This window comes from Shewanella sp. MEBiC00475 (assembly GCF_005234075.1).
Classification (GTDB): domain Bacteria; phylum Pseudomonadota; class Gammaproteobacteria; order Enterobacterales; family Shewanellaceae; genus Shewanella; species Shewanella polaris.
Window position 1 is genome coordinate 3838438 of record NZ_CP039928.1, and the last position, 22658, is coordinate 3861095.

General features: G+C 40.3%; 17 protein-coding genes. 14 read left to right on the forward strand and 3 right to left on the reverse strand.

Features of this window, described 5'->3' with window-relative positions:
- Positions 1 to 80: 80 nt before the first annotated feature.
- Together napF and galE are read right to left on the reverse strand one after the other, a co-directional pair.
- The gene (napF, locus tag FCN25_RS17060) at positions 81 to 566 is read right to left on the reverse strand and encodes a ferredoxin-type protein NapF (protein ID WP_137226602.1); all 486 of its coding nucleotides are present in this window, start codon (positions 564 to 566) and stop codon (positions 81 to 83) included.
- A 320-nt stretch (positions 567 to 886) separates the two neighbouring features.
- On the reverse strand, positions 887 to 1912 hold the full coding sequence (galE, locus tag FCN25_RS17065) for a UDP-glucose 4-epimerase GalE (RefSeq protein WP_137226603.1): 1026 nt from the start codon (positions 1910 to 1912) through the stop codon (positions 887 to 889).
- Between the two features lie 293 nt (positions 1913 to 2205).
- On the opposite strand from galE, the gene phhA reads away from it, so the two are divergent.
- The 9 genes from phhA to FCN25_RS17110 all read left to right on the forward strand — a co-directional run bounded on the left by phhA (position 2206) and on the right by FCN25_RS17110 (position 13964).
- Positions 2206 to 3003, forward strand: a complete 798-nt coding sequence (gene phhA, locus FCN25_RS17070; protein ID WP_137226604.1) for a phenylalanine 4-monooxygenase — start codon at positions 2206 to 2208, stop codon at positions 3001 to 3003.
- A gap of 74 nt (positions 3004 to 3077) precedes the next feature.
- Positions 3078 to 3416 carry a 4a-hydroxytetrahydrobiopterin dehydratase gene (locus FCN25_RS17075; RefSeq protein ID WP_137226605.1) on the forward strand — a complete coding sequence of 113 codons (339 nt, stop codon included), beginning with the start codon at positions 3078 to 3080 and terminating at the stop codon, positions 3414 to 3416.
- A 164-nt stretch (positions 3417 to 3580) separates the two neighbouring features.
- Positions 3581 to 5119, forward strand: a complete 1539-nt coding sequence (gene tyrR, locus FCN25_RS17080; protein WP_137226606.1) for a transcriptional regulator TyrR — start codon at positions 3581 to 3583, stop codon at positions 5117 to 5119.
- A 236-nt stretch (positions 5120 to 5355) separates the two neighbouring features.
- Positions 5356 to 6342: a fumarylacetoacetate hydrolase family protein gene (locus tag FCN25_RS17085; RefSeq protein ID WP_137226607.1), complete on the forward strand. Its 987-nt coding sequence runs from the start codon at positions 5356 to 5358 to the stop codon at positions 6340 to 6342.
- Positions 6343 to 6432: 90 nt separating this feature from the next.
- Complete coding sequence (gene maiA, locus FCN25_RS17090; protein ID WP_137226608.1) at positions 6433 to 7083, forward strand: maleylacetoacetate isomerase; 651 nt, start codon at positions 6433 to 6435, stop codon at positions 7081 to 7083.
- Positions 7070 to 7720, forward strand: coding sequence for a nucleotidyltransferase family protein (locus FCN25_RS17095; RefSeq protein ID WP_175405895.1), 651 nt, complete (start codon positions 7070 to 7072; stop codon positions 7718 to 7720). Before maiA ends, FCN25_RS17095 begins: the two co-directional genes overlap by 14 nt.
- Positions 7721 to 7964: 244 nt before the next feature.
- Positions 7965 to 8612: an outer membrane protein OmpW gene (gene ompW, locus FCN25_RS17100; protein ID WP_137226610.1), complete on the forward strand. Its 648-nt coding sequence runs from the start codon at positions 7965 to 7967 to the stop codon at positions 8610 to 8612.
- 636 nt (positions 8613 to 9248) lie between these two features.
- Positions 9249 to 10277: a two-component system response regulator gene (locus FCN25_RS17105; protein ID WP_137227454.1), complete on the forward strand. Its 1029-nt coding sequence runs from the start codon at positions 9249 to 9251 to the stop codon at positions 10275 to 10277.
- Positions 10278 to 10559: 282 nt separating this feature from the next.
- Positions 10560 to 13964, forward strand: a complete 3405-nt coding sequence (locus FCN25_RS17110; RefSeq protein WP_254693790.1) for a response regulator — start codon at positions 10560 to 10562, stop codon at positions 13962 to 13964.
- Positions 13965 to 14027: 63 nt separating this feature from the next.
- On the opposite strand, the gene FCN25_RS17115 is transcribed toward FCN25_RS17110, so the two are convergent.
- Entirely contained in the window at positions 14028 to 14765 is a 738-nt protein-coding gene (locus tag FCN25_RS17115; protein ID WP_137226612.1) for an SDR family oxidoreductase, read from the reverse strand.
- 344 nt (positions 14766 to 15109) lie between these two features.
- Between FCN25_RS17115 and metA the strand changes: the two genes are divergently transcribed.
- The 5 genes from metA (at position 15110) to FCN25_RS17140 (ending at position 22616) form a co-directional block, all read left to right on the forward strand.
- Entirely contained in the window at positions 15110 to 16054 is a 945-nt protein-coding gene (gene metA / locus FCN25_RS17120; protein WP_137226613.1) for a homoserine O-succinyltransferase, read from the forward strand.
- A 95-nt stretch (positions 16055 to 16149) separates the two neighbouring features.
- Positions 16150 to 18087 carry a GGDEF domain-containing protein gene (locus FCN25_RS17125; protein WP_137226614.1) on the forward strand — a complete coding sequence of 646 codons (1938 nt, stop codon included), beginning with the start codon at positions 16150 to 16152 and terminating at the stop codon, positions 18085 to 18087.
- A 311-nt stretch (positions 18088 to 18398) separates the two neighbouring features.
- Positions 18399 to 19589 (forward strand): acetyl-CoA C-acyltransferase, encoded by a 1191-nt coding sequence (locus FCN25_RS17130; RefSeq protein WP_137226615.1) that lies wholly within the window; start codon positions 18399 to 18401, stop codon positions 19587 to 19589.
- 164 nt (positions 19590 to 19753) lie between these two features.
- The gene (locus tag FCN25_RS17135) at positions 19754 to 21247 is read left to right on the forward strand and encodes a CoA-acylating methylmalonate-semialdehyde dehydrogenase (RefSeq protein ID WP_137226616.1); all 1494 of its coding nucleotides are present in this window, start codon (positions 19754 to 19756) and stop codon (positions 21245 to 21247) included.
- 211 nt (positions 21248 to 21458) lie between these two features.
- Complete coding sequence (locus FCN25_RS17140) at positions 21459 to 22616, forward strand: acyl-CoA dehydrogenase family protein (protein WP_137226617.1); 1158 nt, start codon at positions 21459 to 21461, stop codon at positions 22614 to 22616.
- Positions 22617 to 22658 lie beyond the last annotated feature (42 nt).

Below are 22658 nucleotides of genomic sequence, written 5' to 3' on the forward strand. Positions count from 1 at the left end.
AATATAGCGTTATCAATTGAGAAACAACATCAAAACAGCTAACAGTATTTTTGACAACCTTGACTTTTTTGTCGATAAACTTAGCTTGGATGACCGATAAGTATTGCATCAGTAGGGCAAGGTGACACACATGCACCACAGCCAGTACAGGCATCAATATCTATCAAGGGTTTGGGGACTTGGCCTACCGCCATGATAAAGCTAATTGCGCGAGGATCGCAGGCGTCTTTACAGCTTTGACACCAGACTCCTTTAGCGGTTAAACAGCTATCTTTAATACTGGCGACAATTGTCCACGGCAATACCGCCGTGTCATCAAATACAGGTTCAGGACACACCTCAACGCATTGCTTACAAAAGGTGCATTCATTTTTAGTGAAATCAATTTCAGGAAAGCCACCTTCACCACGTTTAATGATTTGGGTTTCACAGGCGCTTATGCACTTATCACAGCGGGTGCAGTTGTCCGTAAATTCTTGGTCTGTTTTGCTCCAAGGCGGGCGAGTCACATTGGACTTTCTGCGACTAAAAAGATTACGACGACTTTGATTAATACCTTGGGTCATTTGGGTTCCAATTGGACTTAAACACATTTGCTGCAGTCAATATTAGCATTAACTGCAGCACCAAATTGTTAAGCGCTTGGCAATTCATACCAATTCCAATAATTATCTGGTCATTCAGCGAGAGTTCTGCACTTTCTAGGCAAGTAATAGGATAGTGCTCTACGTCAAAATTCTATTAAGTAGCATAGTAGGTGCATAAACTCGCCCTGCGGGAGCCACTCAGGCTTTCCATTTTTTTGTTGCATTGCTTCATAAGGGAATAACCATTCTTTTAACAATGCGCCTCAAACTGAAAAACCTGAGTGACTCTGATTGCTCACCTAATTAACGGAGTTGGTATTGTAACCATCAGGATTATTTGATTGCCATTTCCAACTACTGTTGGCCATGTCTTCAACTGTATGAGTTGCACGCCAATCCAATTCTGTAGCAGCAAAGCTTGGGTCGGCATAACAGGCAGCAATATCGCCAGGACGACGAGGACTAATTTGATAAGCAATGGTTTTTCCGCAAGCTTTCTCAAATGCCTTGACCATGTCTAACACGCTGTAGCCTATGCCGGTACCGAGATTATAAGTCACCAAACCTGGTTTGGTTTGCAACTTTTTAAGCGCTTGTAAGTGGCCGACAGCTAAATCAACAACGTGGATATAATCACGCACGCCAGTACCATCAGGGGTATTGTAGTCATTACCAAAGACACTTAACTTTTCACGCTTACCAACGGCAACTTGAGCAATAAACGGCATTAAGTTATTTGGAATATCGTTAGGGTCTTCGCCAATTAAGCCACTTTCGTGGGCGCCAACAGGGTTGAAATAACGTAAACGGGCAATATTCCAGCTGTTATCTGAGTTATGTAGGTCAGCTAAAATATATTCCACCATTAATTTTGACTGACCATAAGGGTTAGTGGCACCCGTTGGAAAGTCTTCTTTAATCGGTAAGCTGGCTGGGTCGCCATATACGGTTGCAGATGAGCTGAACACTAAGTTTTTAACATTATTTGCAGCCATTACTTGGCATAAAATAATGGTGCCTGTGACGTTATTTTCGTAATATTTTAAAGGCTTAGCGACTGATTCACCAACCGCTTTTAATCCTGCAAAATGAATCACTGATTCGATGCTGTGGTCAGTAAAGACTTTTTGTAATAATGCTTTATTTAAAATATCGCCTTGATAAAAAGTGACATCTTTTCCTGTAATAGTTCGCACTCGCGCCAATGCTTCAACACTTGAGTTTGATAGATTGTCTACGATGACGACTTTCTGTCCGGCCTTTAATAGCTCTACTACGGTATGTGTACCAATATAGCCAGCGCCACCGGTTACCAAAATTGTCATAGTTTAATCGTCCTGTGAATTAATGAACCAAGTTTTGTTTATATTGTAAGTTATCACTGGTCAATCGTCAGTTAAATTATTGATGCAGCATCCAAATAAACGCTGAACGTTTTTCGGGAACGGGATAATAAGGTGAGTAAACGTGACGATATTATCGCCATTAATTTGTTAGTTGTATTTATTTGTTTACGTTTTGAGCTAGATAACAGTTAGACAAAAAACTGTGAAACAGTTAACAAAACGTCAACCTTAGCACACTATGTAGGGAGTGAAGTTGACGTAAAGTGGAACCTATGAGTGCAACAACAAAATATATAGCACATCAACCTGATGCCCAAGGTTACATTGATTACTCAGAGCATGAGAATCAATTATGGCAACAATTGTATCAACGCCAAGTAACCAATATGCCTGGTCGTGCATGTCAAGCATACCTAAAAGGGCTCGATGCATTAGGTATGTCGATTGATCGCATTCCGCAATTGCCTGAAATCGATAAAGTGTTGCTTGATGCAACAGGTTGGAAAACCGCAGCAGTGCCTGCACTGATCTCATTTGGACGTTTCTTTGAGTTACTGGCCAATAAAGAGTTTCCAGTGGCAACGTTTATTCGTGGCAAAGAAGAGTTTGATTACCTGCAAGAACCTGATATTTTTCATGAAATATTTGGCCATTGTCCATTGTTAACCAATCCTTCTTTCGCGCATTTTTCGCATATGTATGGTCAGTTAGGGTTAGCCGCATCGAAAGAAGAGCGAGTATTTTTGGCGCGATTATATTGGTTCACCATTGAGTTTGGCTTAGTCCAAACAAAAAATGAATCACTGCAAATCTACGGCGGCGGCATTTTAAGTTCACCGGGTGAAACCATGTATGCATTAAGTAATAGCCCTGAACGCAAACCGTTTGATTTACTTGATGTACTGCGTACGCCATATCGAATTGATATTATGCAGCCTATTTATTATGTGATTGATAATATTGATTATCTGGATGAGATTGCTCGTATGGACATTATGAGTATGGTGACAGAAGCACGCCAGTTAGGCATGTTTGAGCCTAAATTCGCTCCAAAAGTTAAAGCCAGTTAACGATTTATTGTAGTAGGGCTTGTGGCTCAATAACCTGCAAGTTAGACACTATTTAATTAAGCCAAGGAGTACAAATGAATGCATTAACCGAGATGAAGTGTGAAGCATGCCAAGCAGATGCACCAAAAGTAACCGATGCAGAGTTGGCAGAACTTATCGGTATGATCCCAGATTGGGGCGTTGAAGTTCGTGACGGCATTATGCAGTTAGAGCGGGTATATAAATTTAAAAATTTTAAGTTAGCGATGGCCTTTACTAATAAGTTGGCCGATTTAGCTGAAGCCGAGTTTCATCACCCTGGTATCTTAACTGAGTGGGGCAAAGTTACCGTGACTTGGTGGTCACACTCGATTAAGGGGTTACACAAGAACGATTTCATCATGGCAGCCAAGACCGACCAGTTGCTTGATTAATCGTTATCATCATCTATTTCAGTACATTACGTAAACGTAATGTACTGAAATAATTGCTCTGTTACAACTCTGCTGTAAACTTCACTTGCCACCGAGGCAATATCCCTCTAACGTTGTGCCAAATTTCCAAAATAAAACTTTAATAATTAGGGAATCGTTGCATTATGCGTTTGGAAGTCAGTTGTATCGATCGTGTTGGTTTAGCGAAAGACATCCTAGTCGTGCTTGAAAATCATGGTATTAACTTAATTGCTATTGATGCCAGCAATAAAGGTTTCCTATTTTTGCAATTTGCAGAAAACAGTTTTGAAACCTTGCGTGAACTTATGCCACAAATTCGTAAAGTCGAAAGTGTGCATGATGTTCGCACTGTCTCTTTTATGCCTTCAGAGCAAGAACACTACGCGTTAAAAACATTGCTTAAAACCTTACCGGATTCAGTTTTTTCAATTGACGTAAAAGGACGGGTTCGTATTGCGAATGAGTCTGCATTATTGACGCTCAATATGGGCGATCATGAAGTGGCAGGGGAGTCACTTAATCATTGGGTGCAAGGATTTAATTTTGCCCGTTGGATGAGTGAAACGCCTGTATTACCTCAAGCGACTCGAGTGCAAATTAACTCGAACGAGTATTTAGCTGAAATGTTACCCATTTACTTACCTGATGATAATGATAAGACAATCTTAGGTGGGGCTGTTATCTCGCTAAAGTCACCTGCAAGAGTGGGTAAGCAGTTTAATGCGTTGCAAAATCAGACTACTGGTTTTGACAATGTATTAGTCGTTAGCGATAAAATGAAAGATATACTCAAGCAAGCCAAGCGTATGGCGCAGCTTGATGCTCCTTTATTGATTACAGGTGAAACCGGTACGGGTAAAGAGTTAATGGCCCGAGCAAGCCATGATGCCAGTATGCGCCGCGAACATCCGTTTATTGCTATTAACTGTGCAGCACTGCCAGATAGCGTCGCCGAAGAAGAATTATTTGGTTTTGTCAGTAATGGCACTGTTGTTAAACGAGGTTTCTTTGAAGAAGCTAAAGGCGGTACGGTGTTTCTTGATGAAATAGCCGAGATGTCTAAAGCCGCTCAAGTTAAGTTACTACGTTTATTACAAGATGGCACCTTTAGGCGCATAGGTGGTGATGAAGAAATTCGTGCCGATGTACGGATTATTTGTTCAACCCAAAAGCATTTAGCAGAGCTTTGCCAAACAGGTGAGTTTAGAGAAGATTTATATTATCGTATTCACGTATTGAGTTATCACATTCCTTCATTGCGTGAGCGACGTGTTGATGTGCTGCCGTTAACTGAGATGTTTTTAGAACATTACAGTCAGCAGTTATCTAGCCCTTTAAGACGTATTTCGGCAAGCTGTCGTGATTACCTGTTTACTTATGCGTGGCCGGGTAATGTGCGTCAGTTGAAAAATGCTATTTTTAGAGCTGTATCAATGTGGGATGGTTCAACAGAATTGACCGTTGAACAACTTAAATTACCGTCATATGCCGAAGGCTTTGGTTATTTCGATGAAGAATTCGAAGGTACCCTCGATGAAGCGATGAAAGAATACGAAGCGAGTTTATTACGCCGGTTATACCCTGCATACCCAAGTACGCGACAATTAGCCAAAAAACTTGGGGTATCGCATACCGCTATTGCCAATAAGTTGCGTGACTACAGTATTAGTAAGAAAAAGTAATGTAACGATTTAATGCCAGCTTATTGCCGGCATTTTAGTCACTTAAGCGCTGTAGCTCAGTGTTTTAACGACTGTTAAATTAATGTAACGAATATTTTACGAACTATGGTTTATTCCGATAACATGTGATTTGTGCATGCTATAGGTTTTTCAGCCATTATCAGTTATTTGTATGGTCAAAATGAGTCTGCAGTGTGGTTTATCCACTACAACTCACCTCGTATTTAGGAGCAATAATGAAACTTGCAAGTTATCACAACGGACGTCGCGACGGCCAATTAATGTTAGTCAGTAAAGATTTGACCAAGACAGTCGCGGTGCCTGCTATTGCCCATACAATGCAGCAACTATTAGATGCTTGGGATTTGTTATACCCACAACTTAATGAGTTGTATGAAGCATTAAACGCCGGACAAATGGACAATGCAGTAAATTTTGATGAAGCACGTTGTTTATCACCTTTACCACGAGCTTACCAATGGGCCGATGGCAGTGCGTATGTCAATCACGTAGAACTCGTTCGTAAGGCCCGCGGTGCTGAAATGCCAGCATCATTTTGGACTGATCCACTCGTGTATCAAGGTGGTTCTGACTGTTTTATCGCCCCTAAAGCGGATATTCAAATGGCCAGTGAAGAATACGGTATCGATTTCGAATCAGAAATCGCTATTGTTACTGATGATGTTGCCATGGGTGTTAACAGCGAGGATGCGACTAAGCACATTAAATTATTGATGCTAGTTAACGACGTATCACTGCGTAACTTAATTCCAGGTGAATTAGGTAAAGGTTTTGGCTTTTTCCAATCCAAGCCATCGAGTGCATTTTCGCCAATTGCGATTACCCCTGATGAGTTAGGTGACAAATGGCAAGACAGCAAAGTACATTTACCGTTAGTGACTCATTTAAACAGTGAATTATTTGGTCGCCCGAATGCTGGTGTTGATATGACGTTTAACTTTAGCCAGTTAGTTGAACATGTGGCTAAAACACGTCCATTAGGCGCAGGTGCAATCATTGGTTCAGGTACCATTTCTAATTATGATCGCAGTGCGGGTTCTAGTTGCTTAGCTGAAAAGCGGATGCTGGAAATTATTGCCGACGGCAAAGCATCAACACCTTTTATGCACTTTGGCGACACAGTTCGCATTGAAATGTTTGATGATAATGGTGTGAGCATCTTTGGTTCTATCGATCAAAAAGTGGTTGAATACAAAGCTTAAGATGATGTATGCAATGTAAACCGAAATAAAAAGGCAATAGCGATAAAGCGTTATTGCCTTTTTTAATGAAAAAATAACAGGGATATAGACATGAAACTCTATGGCTATTGGCGTTCAAGTGCGGCATATCGCGTGCGTATTGCGTTAAATTTAAAGCAGTTAACGGCAGAACATATTTCAGTTCACTTAGTTAATAATGGTGGTGAGCAACACTCTGAAGTTTATCATCAACTCAATCCCTCGGATCTTGTACCGACATTTATCGACAATAACGGGTTTGGTGAGATTAACTTATCGCAATCGTTAGCGATTATGGAATACCTCGACGAAAAACACCCTCAACAACCGTTACTTCCCAGAAATATTGAGCAGCGTGCTATTGTGCGTAGCATGGCTCAAGCCATCGCATGTGAAATTCATCCATTAGATAATCTTCGAGTATTACAATATTTAGTTAACGAAATGGGCGTATCAGAAGCAGATAAAATGCGTTGGTATCATCATTGGATACACCTTGGCTTTGCCGCTTTAGAAAAGCAGTTAAGTCAATATTCTAGACGTTTTTGTTTTGGTGATACTCCGTCGCTGGCCGATATTTGTCTAATCCCGCAAGTGTATAATGCCAAACGCTTTAATTTAGAGCTTGCTGCTTATCCTAATATTGTCCGAATTTGGGATGAGTGCAATAAGTTAACAGCATTTGCTGATGCTGCGCCAGAACAACAGTATGACGCGACTTAATCAAACCCTATTAAATCAGCCCCTGTTAAATCAAGTGGCTATTGATCAGTTGCAACAGGGGCAAGCAAATCTATTGTCCTTGTTGGCGCAGTGGTTGCAACAGGATGAATCTAGATTAGCAGTGTTATTAGCGTGTCAGAAAGTAATGCAACAACAGGGGATCACTGACTGGTTAATTAGCGCAGGTTTTATACGAAATATGATTTGGGATAATTTACACAGCATGGCTTCACAACCCTTAAATGACATTGATGTAATTTACTGGTGCGATAACAATCCATCTTCCGAAAAAGACCAAGCGATACAAGCAATGTTGGTTAAACAGATAGATCTGCCTTGGTCGGTGAAAAATCAAGCTAGAATGCATGTTAGAAATGGTGATAAACCTTATCAATCTTGCGCTGATGCCATGTCATATTGGCCAGAAAAACAAACCGCTATTGGGGTTCAATTAGTCTCAATTGATAAGCTAACATCCTCTGAATTTCAATTACAGGTAATCAGTGTGTTTGGTTTAAACTGTATGTTTGATTTATCGTTAAGCCAAAATCCAAAGCGTGACAAGGCGATTTTTAATCATCGCGTGTATCAAAAGGCGTGGTTAACTCATTACCCCAAACTATCCGTAACAGAATAGTCATCAACAATTATTTACTTGATCAACCTCACAAAACCCAACTATTAAATACCTCTTTTGTCTCTTTATGCCCTCGTTTTGTGATCTAAATCAAGTGTCTGCAACCTCCTTTGTACCTCTAAAGAGGTATTTGGTTTTCATTGATCTATGTCAATGTTATTAACAGATTACTTCGGTAGGTTGGCGGAAAATGTTGAGGATGCACAGAGTTGCATCTAGTTGTCATTACCATGGAGTGTTAAAAATGAATAATAAAATTAGCCTAAGTTTGGCCGCTGCTACGTTATTAACTGCTGGATTATCTTTTGGTGCTGCGGCACATCAAGCGGGTGATATTATCGTTCGAGCAGGTGTTGCTATGGTGGCACCTAATGAGTCAAGTCCTGTAGTAGCAAACATTGCAGAATTTGGGGTAGATAATGATGTGCAACTAGGGCTAAATTTTGCTTATATGTTAACTGATAATTTTGGGGTTGAATTATTAGCAGCATCGCCTTTTAGCCATGATGTGTCACTAGGTGAATTAGGTAAAATTGGAGACACTAAACAATTACCCCCAACATTGGTGGCACAGTATTACTTTGGCAATTCACAATCTGCTTTCCGTCCTTATATTGGTTTAGGGGTTAACTTTACTAATTTCTATGATAGTGAGTTTACCCAAGATGCTAAAGACCTTGGTTTAGACAATTTAAGTTTGTCGAACTCTTGGGGGATTGCTGCTCAATTAGGTCTTGATTACCAAATTGATAAAAAATGGTTGGTTAATGCTTCGGTATGGTATGCACAAATTTCAACTGATGTGAGCTTTTATATGGGTGGAGATCATGTTGTCGTTGATACCGATATTGATCCTTGGGTGTATATGGTGAGTGTAGGTTATTCTTTCTAGTATTTATTAGCATGTGCAGATTCAAAAGCAGGAAGCCTTGGGTTCCTGCTTTTATTCATTCGATGGATTAAGTTTTTTGATACAAACGTTAAGGCTCTGAGTTAATCGTCTTAAATTTAGTACATTGGATAGCCATTTTTTATTTGCTTGGCACTTCTTAAATTGAGTATAAATACTCTACTATTTGACTATCTTCATCGAAACTAAAAACATCCATAGCCACGTATTGAAAGTTGTCAGGCCATAATAGATGAATGTCCAGTCTCACCCTCTGTAATAACTCTATATTGTCTTAAGTTATGTGTTAAATAGTGAAATCTTAATATTTAAAAATATTGGACCGATGTGAACTAAAAAATACACTTTAAAACTGAGCCTGTATCTCAAAACAGCAATACGAAAGTATCACAATAGTCATAATATCGTTAAAGTTCATCGATAATGTTAAACCTTGCTGACCATTGGTTTGTTTGGCTATTTTTTGCAAAATAATTTACTAAATCGCACTTTAAGTATATTGAAGTGCATTTTTTTGTTACCTACCATTTTAAATGTATAACGCATTAACAGATTTCGAAAGTAGCTCCTTTTGATGCCTGGTTAACTAAATATGACATAAGAGTTGAGTCTGTGAGTATGCAAAATTCCAAAGCGACAATTCTGGTTGTTGATGATACCCCCGAAAATATCGATGTGTTAAGCGATGTATTAAGAGGAGATTATCGTGTAAAAGCCGCACTAAGTGGCAAGATTGCACTCAAAATTGCCAATACAAACCCTAAACCGGATCTTATTCTTCTTGATGTCATGATGCCTGACATGGACGGTTACGAGGTCTGTGAAATTTTAAAGAAAGACCCTGTTACAAGTAAAATCCCCATTATTTTCGTTACGGCCAAAACATCCGTAAAAGATGAAGAGTATGGCTTAACACTGGGCGCCGTTGATTATGTCAATAAGCCTATCAGCCCCTCTTTGATTAAAGTACGAGTTAAAACTCATTTAGACCTTTATGATCAATCACGTCATTTGGAAAAATTAGTTCAAGCGCGAACTTCAGAGTTACAAGATACCAGATTGGAGATTATTCGTCGTTTGGGGCGCGCCGCTGAATATAAGGATAACGAGACTGGGTTACACGTCATTCGAATGAGTAAATATTCGGAACTTTTGGCGAGTAAAGTGTCCAATGATAAAACTTGGGTAGATCTAATTTACAATTCAGCTGCGATGCATGATGTAGGCAAAATTGGTATTCCAGATCATATTTTACGCAAACCCGGAAAGTTAGATTCTGATGAATGGTGTATGGTCCAGAAACATTGCGAATTTGGCTCAGAGATTATTGGTGAACATACAAATCCATTACTGCGTATGGCGCGTGAAGTTGCTTTATATCACCACGAAAAGTGGAATGGTGACGGTTACCCATTTGGTCTAAAAGGTGACAATATTCCTTTGTCAGCAAGGGTGATTGCCATTGCAGATGTATTTGATGCTTTAACGAGTATCAGACCTTACAAAAAAGCATGGTCACTTGAAGATACTATGAGTTTCATTGTTAAACAGGCTGGAATTCACTTTGACCCATCTTTAGTGCCGTTATTTGTTGAAAGTATCGACGAAATAACTGTGATTATGCAGCAATATTCAGACTCATATTAGGTCTTTTAATATAGTCATATTGTTAGTTTAAATGATGGTTTTTTTAAATAAAAAATTATAAAACAATCGATTATATATTAACTGGTGGAAAGTGCTTTGTTTCAAGAACCTATTTTTAAGCGTGGTAAATATTTGGTTTTCATATTTGCCGTCTCAATCATACTATTTAATGCTGTCGTATATTATTGGTCGGAAAAGTATTTTGCTACAGTAGATGATTATAACATCTCAACTGAAGTTATATATCATCTTGATAAAGCAAGGCTTCTTGAGTTGTCATACATGCGTGATCATGAAGAGTCTGAAGCTCGTGAAATGATGGAATCCATTGCGGCCATTTTTACTATTTTAGAGTCCCATGATCAACAAATGGATTCGACAGACATTATGTCTAGCTTTATCCAAGAACTCACGCATTATCGAGATGGCTTCAACATTTTTATTGAAGAGCAACATCGAATAAAAATGTTACATGACACCATGTTAAACAACAGTGATATGACTTGGGCGCTTATTAATACCTTTAAGAAAAGACAGCAAGTTATTGGTCTTGAGCCAACTGACGAATTGACAGCTGCTATAGACATACTCTTCAATACATTCAGTCAGATATTAAAAGATGCAGAGCATCTTATGCGCCCCCAACCGCATGATAGGCGGCGCATTTCAATCGATAACGACGAATTTATAAACAGAATCGATAGCTTAATCACGACTGTAAACAATCTTGAGGGGATGGTTACTGACAGCACATCGTTTAAGTCTATTGAAGAGATAAAAATTTCTATTTCTCAATATAAAACATCATTTATTTCTCTGTCTAATGTGTTTAATGACCTCTCGTCTGATATAGAGCATGCAAGTATATCGGCATCTACGGCCGACAAAATGTTGTTAAAACACAAACAACAAGTAAAAGACACCATGGATTCGGTTCGAAATAAGGTTGGGGCTATGGCCATTTTTATATGGCTGTTTGCGATTATGTTTATTCTGTTAGCACAAGTGTTACGTAGTGCTCAGAAAAAGATGGAAACGCTTACCGAAGATCTGCGAAAGGCTAATGTCGAGTCTGAACGTAAACGAATGACTTTAGTGTCATTATTTAACAGTATCCCTGACGCCTTATCGGTAACTGATACTCAAGGACTTTTTCAAGATGCTAACCCCACGTTTGAAAAATTAGTGGGTAAGTCTCGATGTGAGATTATTGGTAAAACAGCAAAGGAAATATACGGGATTCACTCTGACATATTAGCCCAAACAGCTAAAGTTGAAATAGAAGATACTAATAGAATTGAGTTATGGATTGAAAACCCCGAAAGTAAACAAAAACTGCTATTAGATATTATATCGACACCGTTGATCGATCCTAACCAAAATATTTGCGGTTCTATAAGCCTTGCTCGCGACATTACCGAACGTCACCAAGTTCAAGAAGCGCTTAGACAAACGAAACTAGAAGCTGAAACCGCTAGTCAGATGAAGTCTGATTTTTTGGCAAATATGAGTCATGAAATCCGAACTCCGATGAATGCGATTATCGGAATGAGCCAACTCGCCCTTGATACTGAATTAACATCGAAACAGCGGAGTTATATTGAAAAATTACATTTCAGTGCTCAATCTCTGCTTGGCATAATTAACGATATTCTCGATTTTTCTAAGGTTGAAGCTGGGAAAATGGAGCTAGAAAAAATTGATTTTCACTTAGAAGAAGTATTAGAAAACTTTGGTAATATAATTGGGTTTGGCGTTAAGAAAAAAGCACTTGAACTTAATTTTGATATGCCAACTAAGTTACCTACGGCCTTAATAGGTGATCCATTACGTTTAGGCCAAGTGTTAACTAATTTAGGTAATAATGCCGTTAAATTTACCCATTCTGGTGGTGAAATAGTGATCGGTATTTCAGTACAGCAAGAATCAACTCACGACGTAACCTTGCAATTTTCTGTGAAAGACAACGGTATTGGTATGACCGTGGAGCAACAGGGTAAGTTATTCCAGTCATTCTCCCAAGCCGATACTTCTACAACACGAAAATATGGTGGCACCGGTTTAGGATTAGCAATATCTAAAAGTTTTGTTAATTTAATGGATGGTGATATCTGGGTGGAAAGTGAACCTGACGTTGGTACTGTATTTTTCTTTACCGTCAAGCTTGGTAAGCAGCAATTACAAATAGACTATCATCAAGACGTTATTGATAAAATTGGCAGGCTTAAGGTGTTGTTTGTTGATGATAATGCTACCTCTCGTGCCATTTATGGACAAATGTTAGAGAGCATGAATTTTACTGTTTCTACTGAGAAATGTGCCGCAACAGCGATTACAAAAATTGAGTCATTAAACCACACCAATCCCTATGACCTTATTATTGTCGATGAAGACATGTCAGTGATCCGTGGTGGAGAAATGCTGACGGCAATTCGCAATAATCTCAACATTACCAATCAACCCGCGACGATACTGATTAGTGCACTTAGTGACAGAACACCTGAATATGACAATGCAATAGGCTGCATCTTAAGCAAGCCTGGGACTCCCTCAAGCATGTTAGATGCCATATTAATATCACAAGGCAAAGGGGCAGTAATAGAAAATAAATACGAACTCCGCAGTAAGCGCTTTACACAGGCAAAAAAACAGTTACAGGGTACCAAGTTGCTATTAGTTGAAGATAATACTCTCAATCAAGAGGTGGCTTGTGAGCTGCTGAGTAATAACGAAGTGACAGTCACAATTGTTGAAAACGGCGCAGCAGCATTAGCAGCGCTTCAAGTTGATAATGATTTTGATGGGGTTCTCATGGACTGTCAAATGCCAATAATGGACGGATATGAAACAACACGACATATTCGAAAAATGCATCAATATAAGCTATTACCTATTATTGCGATGACGGCAAATGCCATGATTGGTGATCGTGAAAAAGTATTGTCTGCGGGGATGAATGGCCATATTGCCAAACCTATTACCATCGAAGATATGTTTGTTACTATCGCTAAATGGGTTAAACCACAAACCTTGGTAGAGGGTAATATTGATAACAAGGTTACCTTAGCGGCGTCAAAAAATTTGCCTCAAGTTCCTGGGATCGATTGCTCGATAGGGTTGAGCCACACAATGAATAACGTCACGCTTTATAATAAAATTCTAGAAATTTATATGCAGAATAATATAAATTTCGCAGCGGATATGGCCTCTTTGTTCGAACAAGAAAATTGGGCAGAATTAGAGCGTGAAACCCATAATCTTAAGAGTAATGCTGGCACCATAGGTGCAATAAATATACAGATACTTGCAGAAAAATTAGAACAAGCCTGTCATAAACAAAGTCCGGTTGCTCAAGATATCTTTTTGGAGCTTAACTTGAGTTTATTGCCAATAGTGGCAGGCTTGAAACATTACTTTGAGCAGTCTGAGAATACCTGTTTTGAACACGGTGATATGGATATTGTTAAAATAAACGAGTGTGCTCAGAAACTTAAAATATTGCTTGATGATTATGATACAGAAGCGGTTTCGATAGCGGAACAACTTGAACTACTACTCGTATCGACTCCCATGAAGGCCGATATTAACAAGGTGTTATCTGCAATAAATGGATATGATTTTGATAGTGCCCAACTAGCATTTGATAAACTTAACGAAAAATTAACTATGATAAGTTTATCCTCTTAATATCGTTAGCTGATATAAAAACAGGAACCCTTGGGTTCCTGCTTTTATTGATACGCTAATTCACTATTTTTTACGTGGATTCCAATGACGGGTATTATAAATATATTCAGGTAATAAACGATTAATCCACGCGACAATACGCCAGCGCTTGGTGACATACACTCGGCGTTTACCTTTTTTAAGTGCCGTTAAAATTTGTTCTGCCACTTTATCAATGGGCGATAAAAGCATTTGAGTGTTTAAGTGGACCGCCTTATCAAATAAGCCTAATTGAATATCACTAATGGTTATAGGTAATTTTAAGCGTTGTGCATGCATGCTAAGGCCTTGCAAATAATTTGCAGCAAAAGCTTTAGAGGCATGGTAAGCCACGTTTGGACCACCACGTTGGCCGGCTATAGAATTAATCGCTGCTAATTGGCCGTAACCCTGTTCGCACATCAATTTAAAAATACACTGGCTGGCAGCGGCAAATCCCATGACATTTACATCAATAGTATGTTGGTCAATGGCCCAGGGGAGAGTTGAATCATATTCATTAACGCCGGTGTTGACTATCACTAAATGGGCTCCATCATGCTTGGTCCAGGCCGCATTAAGTTGTGCTATTAGTGTATCGGGTTGGGTAATAGCTAATGGATACACGCTGACTTCACCGGGCAAGCTTTGACTAAACTCGCTAAACGAGTCAGGATCGTTAACAAATAGCACTAGTGAAACCTGCTGTGCAGATAATTGTTTAGCAAGGGTTTGGCTTAGTTGGGAACTTGCACCAATTATCATTGCAGTCGCGATTGACATAGTTAACCTCATCTTAAGTAATGACTCATGATAGAAATATCGCTTGTTGATAACAAGCGAGAAAAAAATTCAACTCAAGACGTGTAGACTTCTAGACATCCTTGTGTATGATGAATTATACAAATGATTGTTGTACTACTACTCGCTGATATAGCGTGCTGACAGTGTTTGGTTTAAATAACCTTAGTAAATATAAGTTAATACTGGTGGTCAAGTTGACTGTTTAGCGAATTTAACAGAATGTTGAAACTGTGATGTGGTAAGCATAATGGTTGAGGTTATTAGCCCATTTGGCACGTACTCAATCAAGACGCTGTGTTTAATTAATCTATAAGGTGAGACGTATGCCGGTTCGTATTCCTGATAATCTGCCCGCTGCAGGTATTTTAGAGTCTGAAAATATCTTTGTGATGTCTGAAACCCGTGCGGCTAATCAGGACATTCGTCCAATGCGGGTACTCATCTTGAATTTGATGCCCAACAAAATCGAAACTGAAACCCAATTATTACGTTTATTGGGGAATACGCCATTGCAAGTTGGGGTCGATTTATTACGTATTCATGATAAAGAATCTAAGCATACGTCAGTTGATCACATGAACACTTTTTATCGTGATTTTGAAGACATCAGACATAACAATTACGATGGTTTGATTATTACAGGGGCACCATTAGGGCAAATTGATTTTAAAGATGTGGTTTATTGGGACCATATTCGCGAGATCATTGACTGGTCGCAACAACATGTGACATCGGTTTTATTTCTCTGCTGGGCAGCTCATGCTGGGTTTTATCACCTTTATGATTTAGAACGTAAGTTGTTAGCCAACAAACGGTCTGGCGTATTTAATCATCGCCGAACAAGCGACCCGCATCCTTTATTACGTGGTTTTGATGATGAGTTTTTTGCGCCACATTCTCGTTTTGCGGAAATGGACGTCGAACAAATCCGCCAACATCCTGATTTAGAAGTGTTAGCTGAATCTGACGAGGCTGGCGCCTATATTGTACTTAGCCGTGATAGCCATAATGTGTTTGTGATGGGCCATCCTGAGTACCAAAAAGAAACCTTGAACGAAGAATACGTGCGCGATAAAGGACAAGGACTTAACCCTGACATTCCACAAAATTATTATCGTCAAGATGATCCCAACCAAGACCCTATTGTTCGTTGGCATAGTCATGGCAGTTTATTAGTCAGTAATTGGCTTAATTATTATGTTTACCAGTTAACACCATATGACTTGTCTGACATGAATGCGAAAACGCCATGGGAAAGTAAAAAGTAAATCTGAGTATAGTTTCACCAGCGCTTTAACGTTGACATCGTTTCGATAAAAGCTATTGTTAAGTTTAATGGTTTTTATTGTAAGGTCGAGGTTAAATGGTTAAAACGCGGTTGATGTTATTATTGGTGTGTGCAGTGAGTGGGCCTGTAACCTCATTGGGGGCCAGTGACCTCTTTAGTGACGCTGATGCAAATGACACCAATGTTAATGGCACCAATGTAAGTGGTATTACTGGTAGCGCAACATTAACGGATATCAAACGGCAGTTATCCACATTAAGCTCACCACAGCAACGTATTGACTTTTTACAACAACAGCGACCGCAAAGCGCTCAATGGCCAATTGAACAGCAAGGCCAGTTATTGCATTTGTTGGCAATAGAGCAAGAAGTTAACAGTGATCTTGTTGCTGCAGTTGACAGCTATACTCAGGCCATTAAATTACTTACGCCACATCCTCTTAGTGAAGAACTGGTCAAAAGCTATATCGAACGCTCATTCATACTTTACCTTCAAACTAACGACACCCAAGTTTATTGCCCAGATCGTGAAGTGGCGATTACATTAGCCCGTCAGCTTGGAAACGTTGATATCTTGGCCGAAGTGTTAGCGCAAAGCGCGTATTGTTATAATAAACCAAGTGATTTTGGCGAAGGTCTGAAAAGGTTAAATGAAGCATTAGCGTTAGCACAACAGCATCAATTAGGACTGAGCCGGCAAGCGATGATATTTAATGCTACCGCGGCTATTTATCGTGACAATGGTTTAAATCGTAAAGCTTATCAATACTTTAAAAAATCCTATGGTTTTTGGGAGCAAGCCCAAGATAAACAAGACATGTTTAATATGTTACATAACATGGTGGGTGAATCGATTAAATTAGGCTTGTGGGTGGAGAATAAAGACCATTTATTGCAAATGCAGCAACTGGTTGAGCAATCGCCAGAGTTTGCTGATTTTGAGTTTTTTTATCAATTTAATACTGGTATTAGCTGCTGGGCTCAAGGTTTATTCCAAGAAGGTATTGAGCATTTTTTACGAGCACTTGAAGTGCAAGATACAACTCAAGAAAAATACTTTGTCGACGCCACTCATGCATGGTTGGCATTAAGTTATTTTCGTCAACAACAGCCAGATAAAGCCTTTAAATATGCGGAAAAGTTTTCTCATTCGGCGACTTATCACGGTCATTCAAGTGAATTGAAATTGATGATTGCAGCCATCATTGATTACGCCAATGGTTCCAGTAATCTTGGCATGAATAAGCTGTTAGATACCATCGATTTACAAAAAAAGAACTTTGCCAATATTATCAATAATGATGTGGTTAATTCATCATTAGACCATAACCTTACCGTTGCTGAATTTAATAATCGCCTGCTCGAAAATCAATTGGCAATTAATAAGCTTAATTTGGAGGCCGAAATTGATACTCAAAAAATCACTAACTTATCAATGGTAATCGCAGTGCTCATTGCATTGGTGTTATTGGTTGTGGTGATTTTCTTGTGGCAATCTCGCCGACAATTTAAACGTCGCTCTCAAACTGATTATCTGACGGGTATTGCTAATAGACGTCATACTTTTGAACAGGGTAAAAAGATTTTTAATCAGGCTCAAAAAAATAATCGACCACTCGCCGTGATTATGTTTGATATTGATAATTTTAAAGCCATTAATGACCGTTATGGCCATGATATTGGCGATTTAGCCATAAAAGCGTGTGGAAGACGTGCACGGAATTGGCTCAAGAAAAACGATATTTTAGGTCGCATAGGTGGCGAAGAGTTTTTAATTATTTTACCCGATACAGGACAGTTACAAGCCGTTGAAATAGCAGAGCGATTACGAACCAGTATTGAGTTAAACCAGTTTGTTTTTCACAATGTTAAAATTAATTTCACCATCAGTGTGGCCGTTGCTATGTTAACCCCGCAAACTCATGAGCTTGCCGACATTATTAAGCAAGCCGATTTAGGCTTATATCAAGCAAAAGATAAAGGCCGCAATCAAGTAGTGATTATGGACCATTAATCCTCCCTAAATGGCTATTGGGTTTATTTGGCCACTATGGCTACATTCTGCTTAGACTAAAGTTTTATGCTGATTAAATCACTCAACAGTAATAACGTTACTGATGCGTGGTTGTTGATATATAGAATAAAAACAATATCTTAAATCTAATCTAAAGCTAATATTCTTAAACTGTAAATCTTCACTGACAATTCCAATTGATTAACATCAGTATTTAGACCATTTTTTACTTGCTTTACGTTCGCGTCAACGTCAGAGTGATATCAATATTGATAAAGTTAATTTCTAAGCGTATTTAAATTGGAGTAGTTATGAGTACAGAGCAAACAGGTCAAGATATCGTTATTGTTGCCGCGAAGCGTACACCAATGGGTGGGTTTCAAGGTGCATTGTCTGAGGTAGCATCTCCAGTATTAGCGGCTACTGCGATTAAAGGCCTATTAGCCCAAACTGGTGTAAGTGAAAACAGCATTGACGAAGTGTTGATGGGTTGCGTTTTACCCGCAGGTCTTGGTCAAGCCCCAGCTCGTCAAGCATCACTTGGTGCCAATTTACCTTATAGTGTTGGCGCCACTACTATCAATAAGGTCTGTGGCTCTGGCATGAAAACCGTAATGCTAGCTCATGATTTGATTAAAGCGGGTAGTAGTCAAGTTGTGGTAGCGGGTGGCATGGAAAGTATGAGCCAAGCACCATATTTGCTCGACAAAGCGCGCAGCGGAATGCGTATGGGCCATGGCAAAGTGATGGACCACATGTTTTTAGATGGCCTTGAAGATGCTTACACTGGTGGTGCAATGGGTACATTTGCACAAAAAACGGCAGATGACTTTGGCTTAACCCGCGAGCAAATGGATGCTTTTGCATTAAGTTCGCTCGAAAAAGCCAATGCAGCGATTAACTCTGGGGCATTTAAAGATGAAGTGGTGCCAGTCACCATGAGCACGCGTCGTGGTGACGTGACAGTTGATACAGACGAGCAGCCAGGTAACGCTCGCCCAGAAAAAATCCCGACATTACGCCCAGCATTTACCAAAGACGGCACGATTACTGCTGCCAACTCAAGTTCAATTTCGGACGGCGCAGCAGCGTTAATGTTAATGACACGCGAAAAAGCACAGCAATTGGGCTTAAGCGTATTAGCGACCATTAAAGGTCACACTACTCATTCACAAGAACCGTCAATGTTTACTACCGCACCTGTTGGCGCGATGCAAAAACTGTTCGATAAAGTGCAGTGGAGTAAAGATGATGTCGATTTATATGAAATTAATGAAGCGTTTGCCATGGTCACCATGTTGGCGATTTCTGAACTGAAATTAGATGCCAGTAAAGTCAACGTTAATGGCGGTGCATGTGCAATGGGACACCCAATAGGTTGTTCTGGTGCGCGTTTGTTAGTCACATTGATTTACGCCTTAAAAGCACGAGGCCTTAAGCGTGGCGTAGCATCGTTATGTATTGGTGGCGGCGAAGCTACAGCAATGGCGATCGAAGTGTAAATAGACAATACAAGTTAAGTTCGACAAGACCACCGCACAGGTAGATGTACACGCAGCCACTTTAGTGAGACTGACAAACACAACAAATCGCGTCACCTGTGCAGTAACTCAATACGAGTGGGCTTATTTCACTCATAAGATGTTCAAGGATCGAGGAAAGCAACATGATCACACAAGTTAAGCATTACATTGACGGCGAATTCACACATGGTAATGGTGACCGCAATATTGATGTGACTAACCCTGCTAATAATTCAGTTATCGCCAACATTAACTGTGCTACCACTACCGAAGTCGAATTGGCTATTCACAGTGCTAAGGAAGCGTTTAAGACATGGAAAGAAGTTCCCGTATCTGAACGTGCGCGCGTCATGTTACGTTACCAACATTTGCTAAAAGAACATCACGATGAACTGGCGACCATTTTGGCCCAAGAAACCGGTAAAACCTTTGAAGATGCTAAAGGCGATGTATGGCGCGGTATTGAAGTAGCCGAACATGCCTGTAACGTAGCGTCATTGATGATGGGCGAAACGGTAGAAAACGTTGCCCGTAACATCGACACCTACAGTTACACGCAACCATTAGGTGTGTGTGCGGGTATTACGCCATTCAATTTCCCTGCAATGATCCCGTTATGGATGTTCCCATTATCAATTGCTTGCGGTAATACCTTTATTTTAAAGCCTTCTGAACAAGATCCGATGACGCCGCAACGTTTAGTGGAGTTGTTTGTTGAAGCGGGTGCGCCAAAAGGTGTATTACAACTTATTCATGGCGACAAAACCGCAGTTGATATTTTGCTTAGGGATCCTGCTATTAAAGCGATTTCGTTTGTTGGTTCTGTGGGGGTGGGTCAATACATTTACAAAACGGGCACCGACAACCTAAAACGCGTGCAAGCGTTTGCGGGGGCTAAAAACCATTGCGTGATCATGCCTGATGCGAATAAGCAGCAAGTGATCAATAACATGGTCGGCGCCTCAGTGGGTGCGGCAGGTCAACGTTGTATGGCTATTTCGGTCGCAGTGTTTGTGGGTAAAGCCAAAGAGTGGATCCCTGAGTTAAAAGAGGCGTTAGCTAAAGTGCGCCCAGGTTTGTGGGATGACAAAAACGCTGCTTACGGCCCAGTGATTAGTCCTGCAGCAAAAGAACGGGTACTCAAACTCATTGCCCAAGGTAAAGCTGAAGGTGCTGAGTGTTTATTAGATGGCAGCGATTTTACCTTAGAAGGTTACGAATCGGGTAACTGGGTTGGTCCAACCATGTTTACCAATGTCTCCACCGACATGAGCATATACAAAGAAGAGATCTTTGGCCCTGTATTGTGTTGCATGGAAGCGGACAATTTAGATGATGCTATTGAGCTGGTTAATAACAGTCCTTACGGTAATGGCACCTCTATCTTTACTGCATCTGGCGGTGCCGCTCGTAAATATCAACACGAAATAGAAGTTGGCCAAGTAGGGATTAACGTACCGATCCCTGTGCCATTACCTTTCTTCTCATTCACTGGTTGGAAAGGCAGTTTCTATGGTGATCAGCACGCCTATGGTAAACAAGCGGTGCGTTTTTGTACTGAAACTAAAACCATCACTTCACGCTGGTTTGACACAGAAGCCGTTAGTGGTCCTAACATGAGCATTGACCTCAAATAATCCCTGCTCGGGTAAGTCTCCATTCGCCGTGATAGTTAGTTTATTGATTTATTGCGGCAATATTTATTAGCTAATTTAACAAGACAATTTTGACCCGCGCCATTGGATGATGTTGTAACACAGACAATCTAATGGATAAGCAGCTTAAGCCGCAGGCGGGCAAAACTTCAAATGACCCAAGAGTCATCCAAGACAATATTAGGAGTCCAGCATGGATTTTAATTTAAACGAAGATCAGCGTCAGTTTGCTGATTTAGCTCGTCAATTCTCTGCCGAAGAGCTCGCTCCATTCGCCGCTAAGTGGGATGAAGAACATCATTTTCCTAAAGAGGTTATTCAAAAAGCCGGTGAACTGGGCTTTTGTTCGTTGTATTCGCCAGAATCAGAAGGCGGTATGGGCTTATCTCGGTTAGATTCTTCGATTATTTTTGAAGAATTAGCCCATGGTTGTACAGCTACCACAGCAATGTTAACGATTCATAATATGGCTACTTGGATGGTTACCACATGGGGCACAGAAACGTTGCGTAAACAGTGGTCAGAAGGCTTAACCACTGGGCAATTATTAGCATCTTACTGTTTAACTGAACCTGGTGCTGGTAGTGATGCGGCTTCATTGCAAACCAAAGCCGTGCGTGATGGTGATGATTTCCTGATCACAGGTTCAAAAATGTTTATCTCTGGTGCCGGTGAAACCGAGTTATTAGTGGTAATGTGCCGTACTGGTGAAGCAGGCCCTAAAGGCATTTCTGCCATTGCTGTACCTGCTGATGCGGCCGGTGTTACATACGGAAAAGCTGAAGATAAAATGGGTTGGAACGCACAGCCAACAAGATTAATCAGTTTTGAAAATGTGCGCGTGCCTGCCGCCAACTTACTAGGCGAAGAAGGCCAAGGTTTTACCTTTGCCATGAAAGGCCTAGACGGCGGACGTATTAACATTGCTACCTGTTCAATTGGTACGGCGCAAGCTGCACTGACTCGTGCAACTGAATACATGAATGAACGTAAGCAATTTGGTAAACCGCTAGCGGCATTCCAAGCATTGCAGTTCAAACTGGCTGACATGGCAACAGAATTAGTGGCTGCCCGCCAAATGGTACGTTTAGCGGCCTTTAAATTAGATACTCAAGACCCAGAGGCCAGTGCGTATTGTGCCATGGCGAAGCGTTTTGCTACTGATGTGGGTTTCCAAGTGTGTGACGGTGCGCTGCAAATTCACGGCGGTTATGGTTATATCCGTGAATATCCATTAGAACGTCATTTTCGTGATGTACGAGTGCACCAAATTTTAGAGGGCACTAACGAGATAATGCGTTTAATCATTGCCCGGCGTTTGTTAGCTAGCGACGCCCATCCAATCTTGTAATAAACAGATCCACTGGTGACTAAACCACAATATATTCCCTAG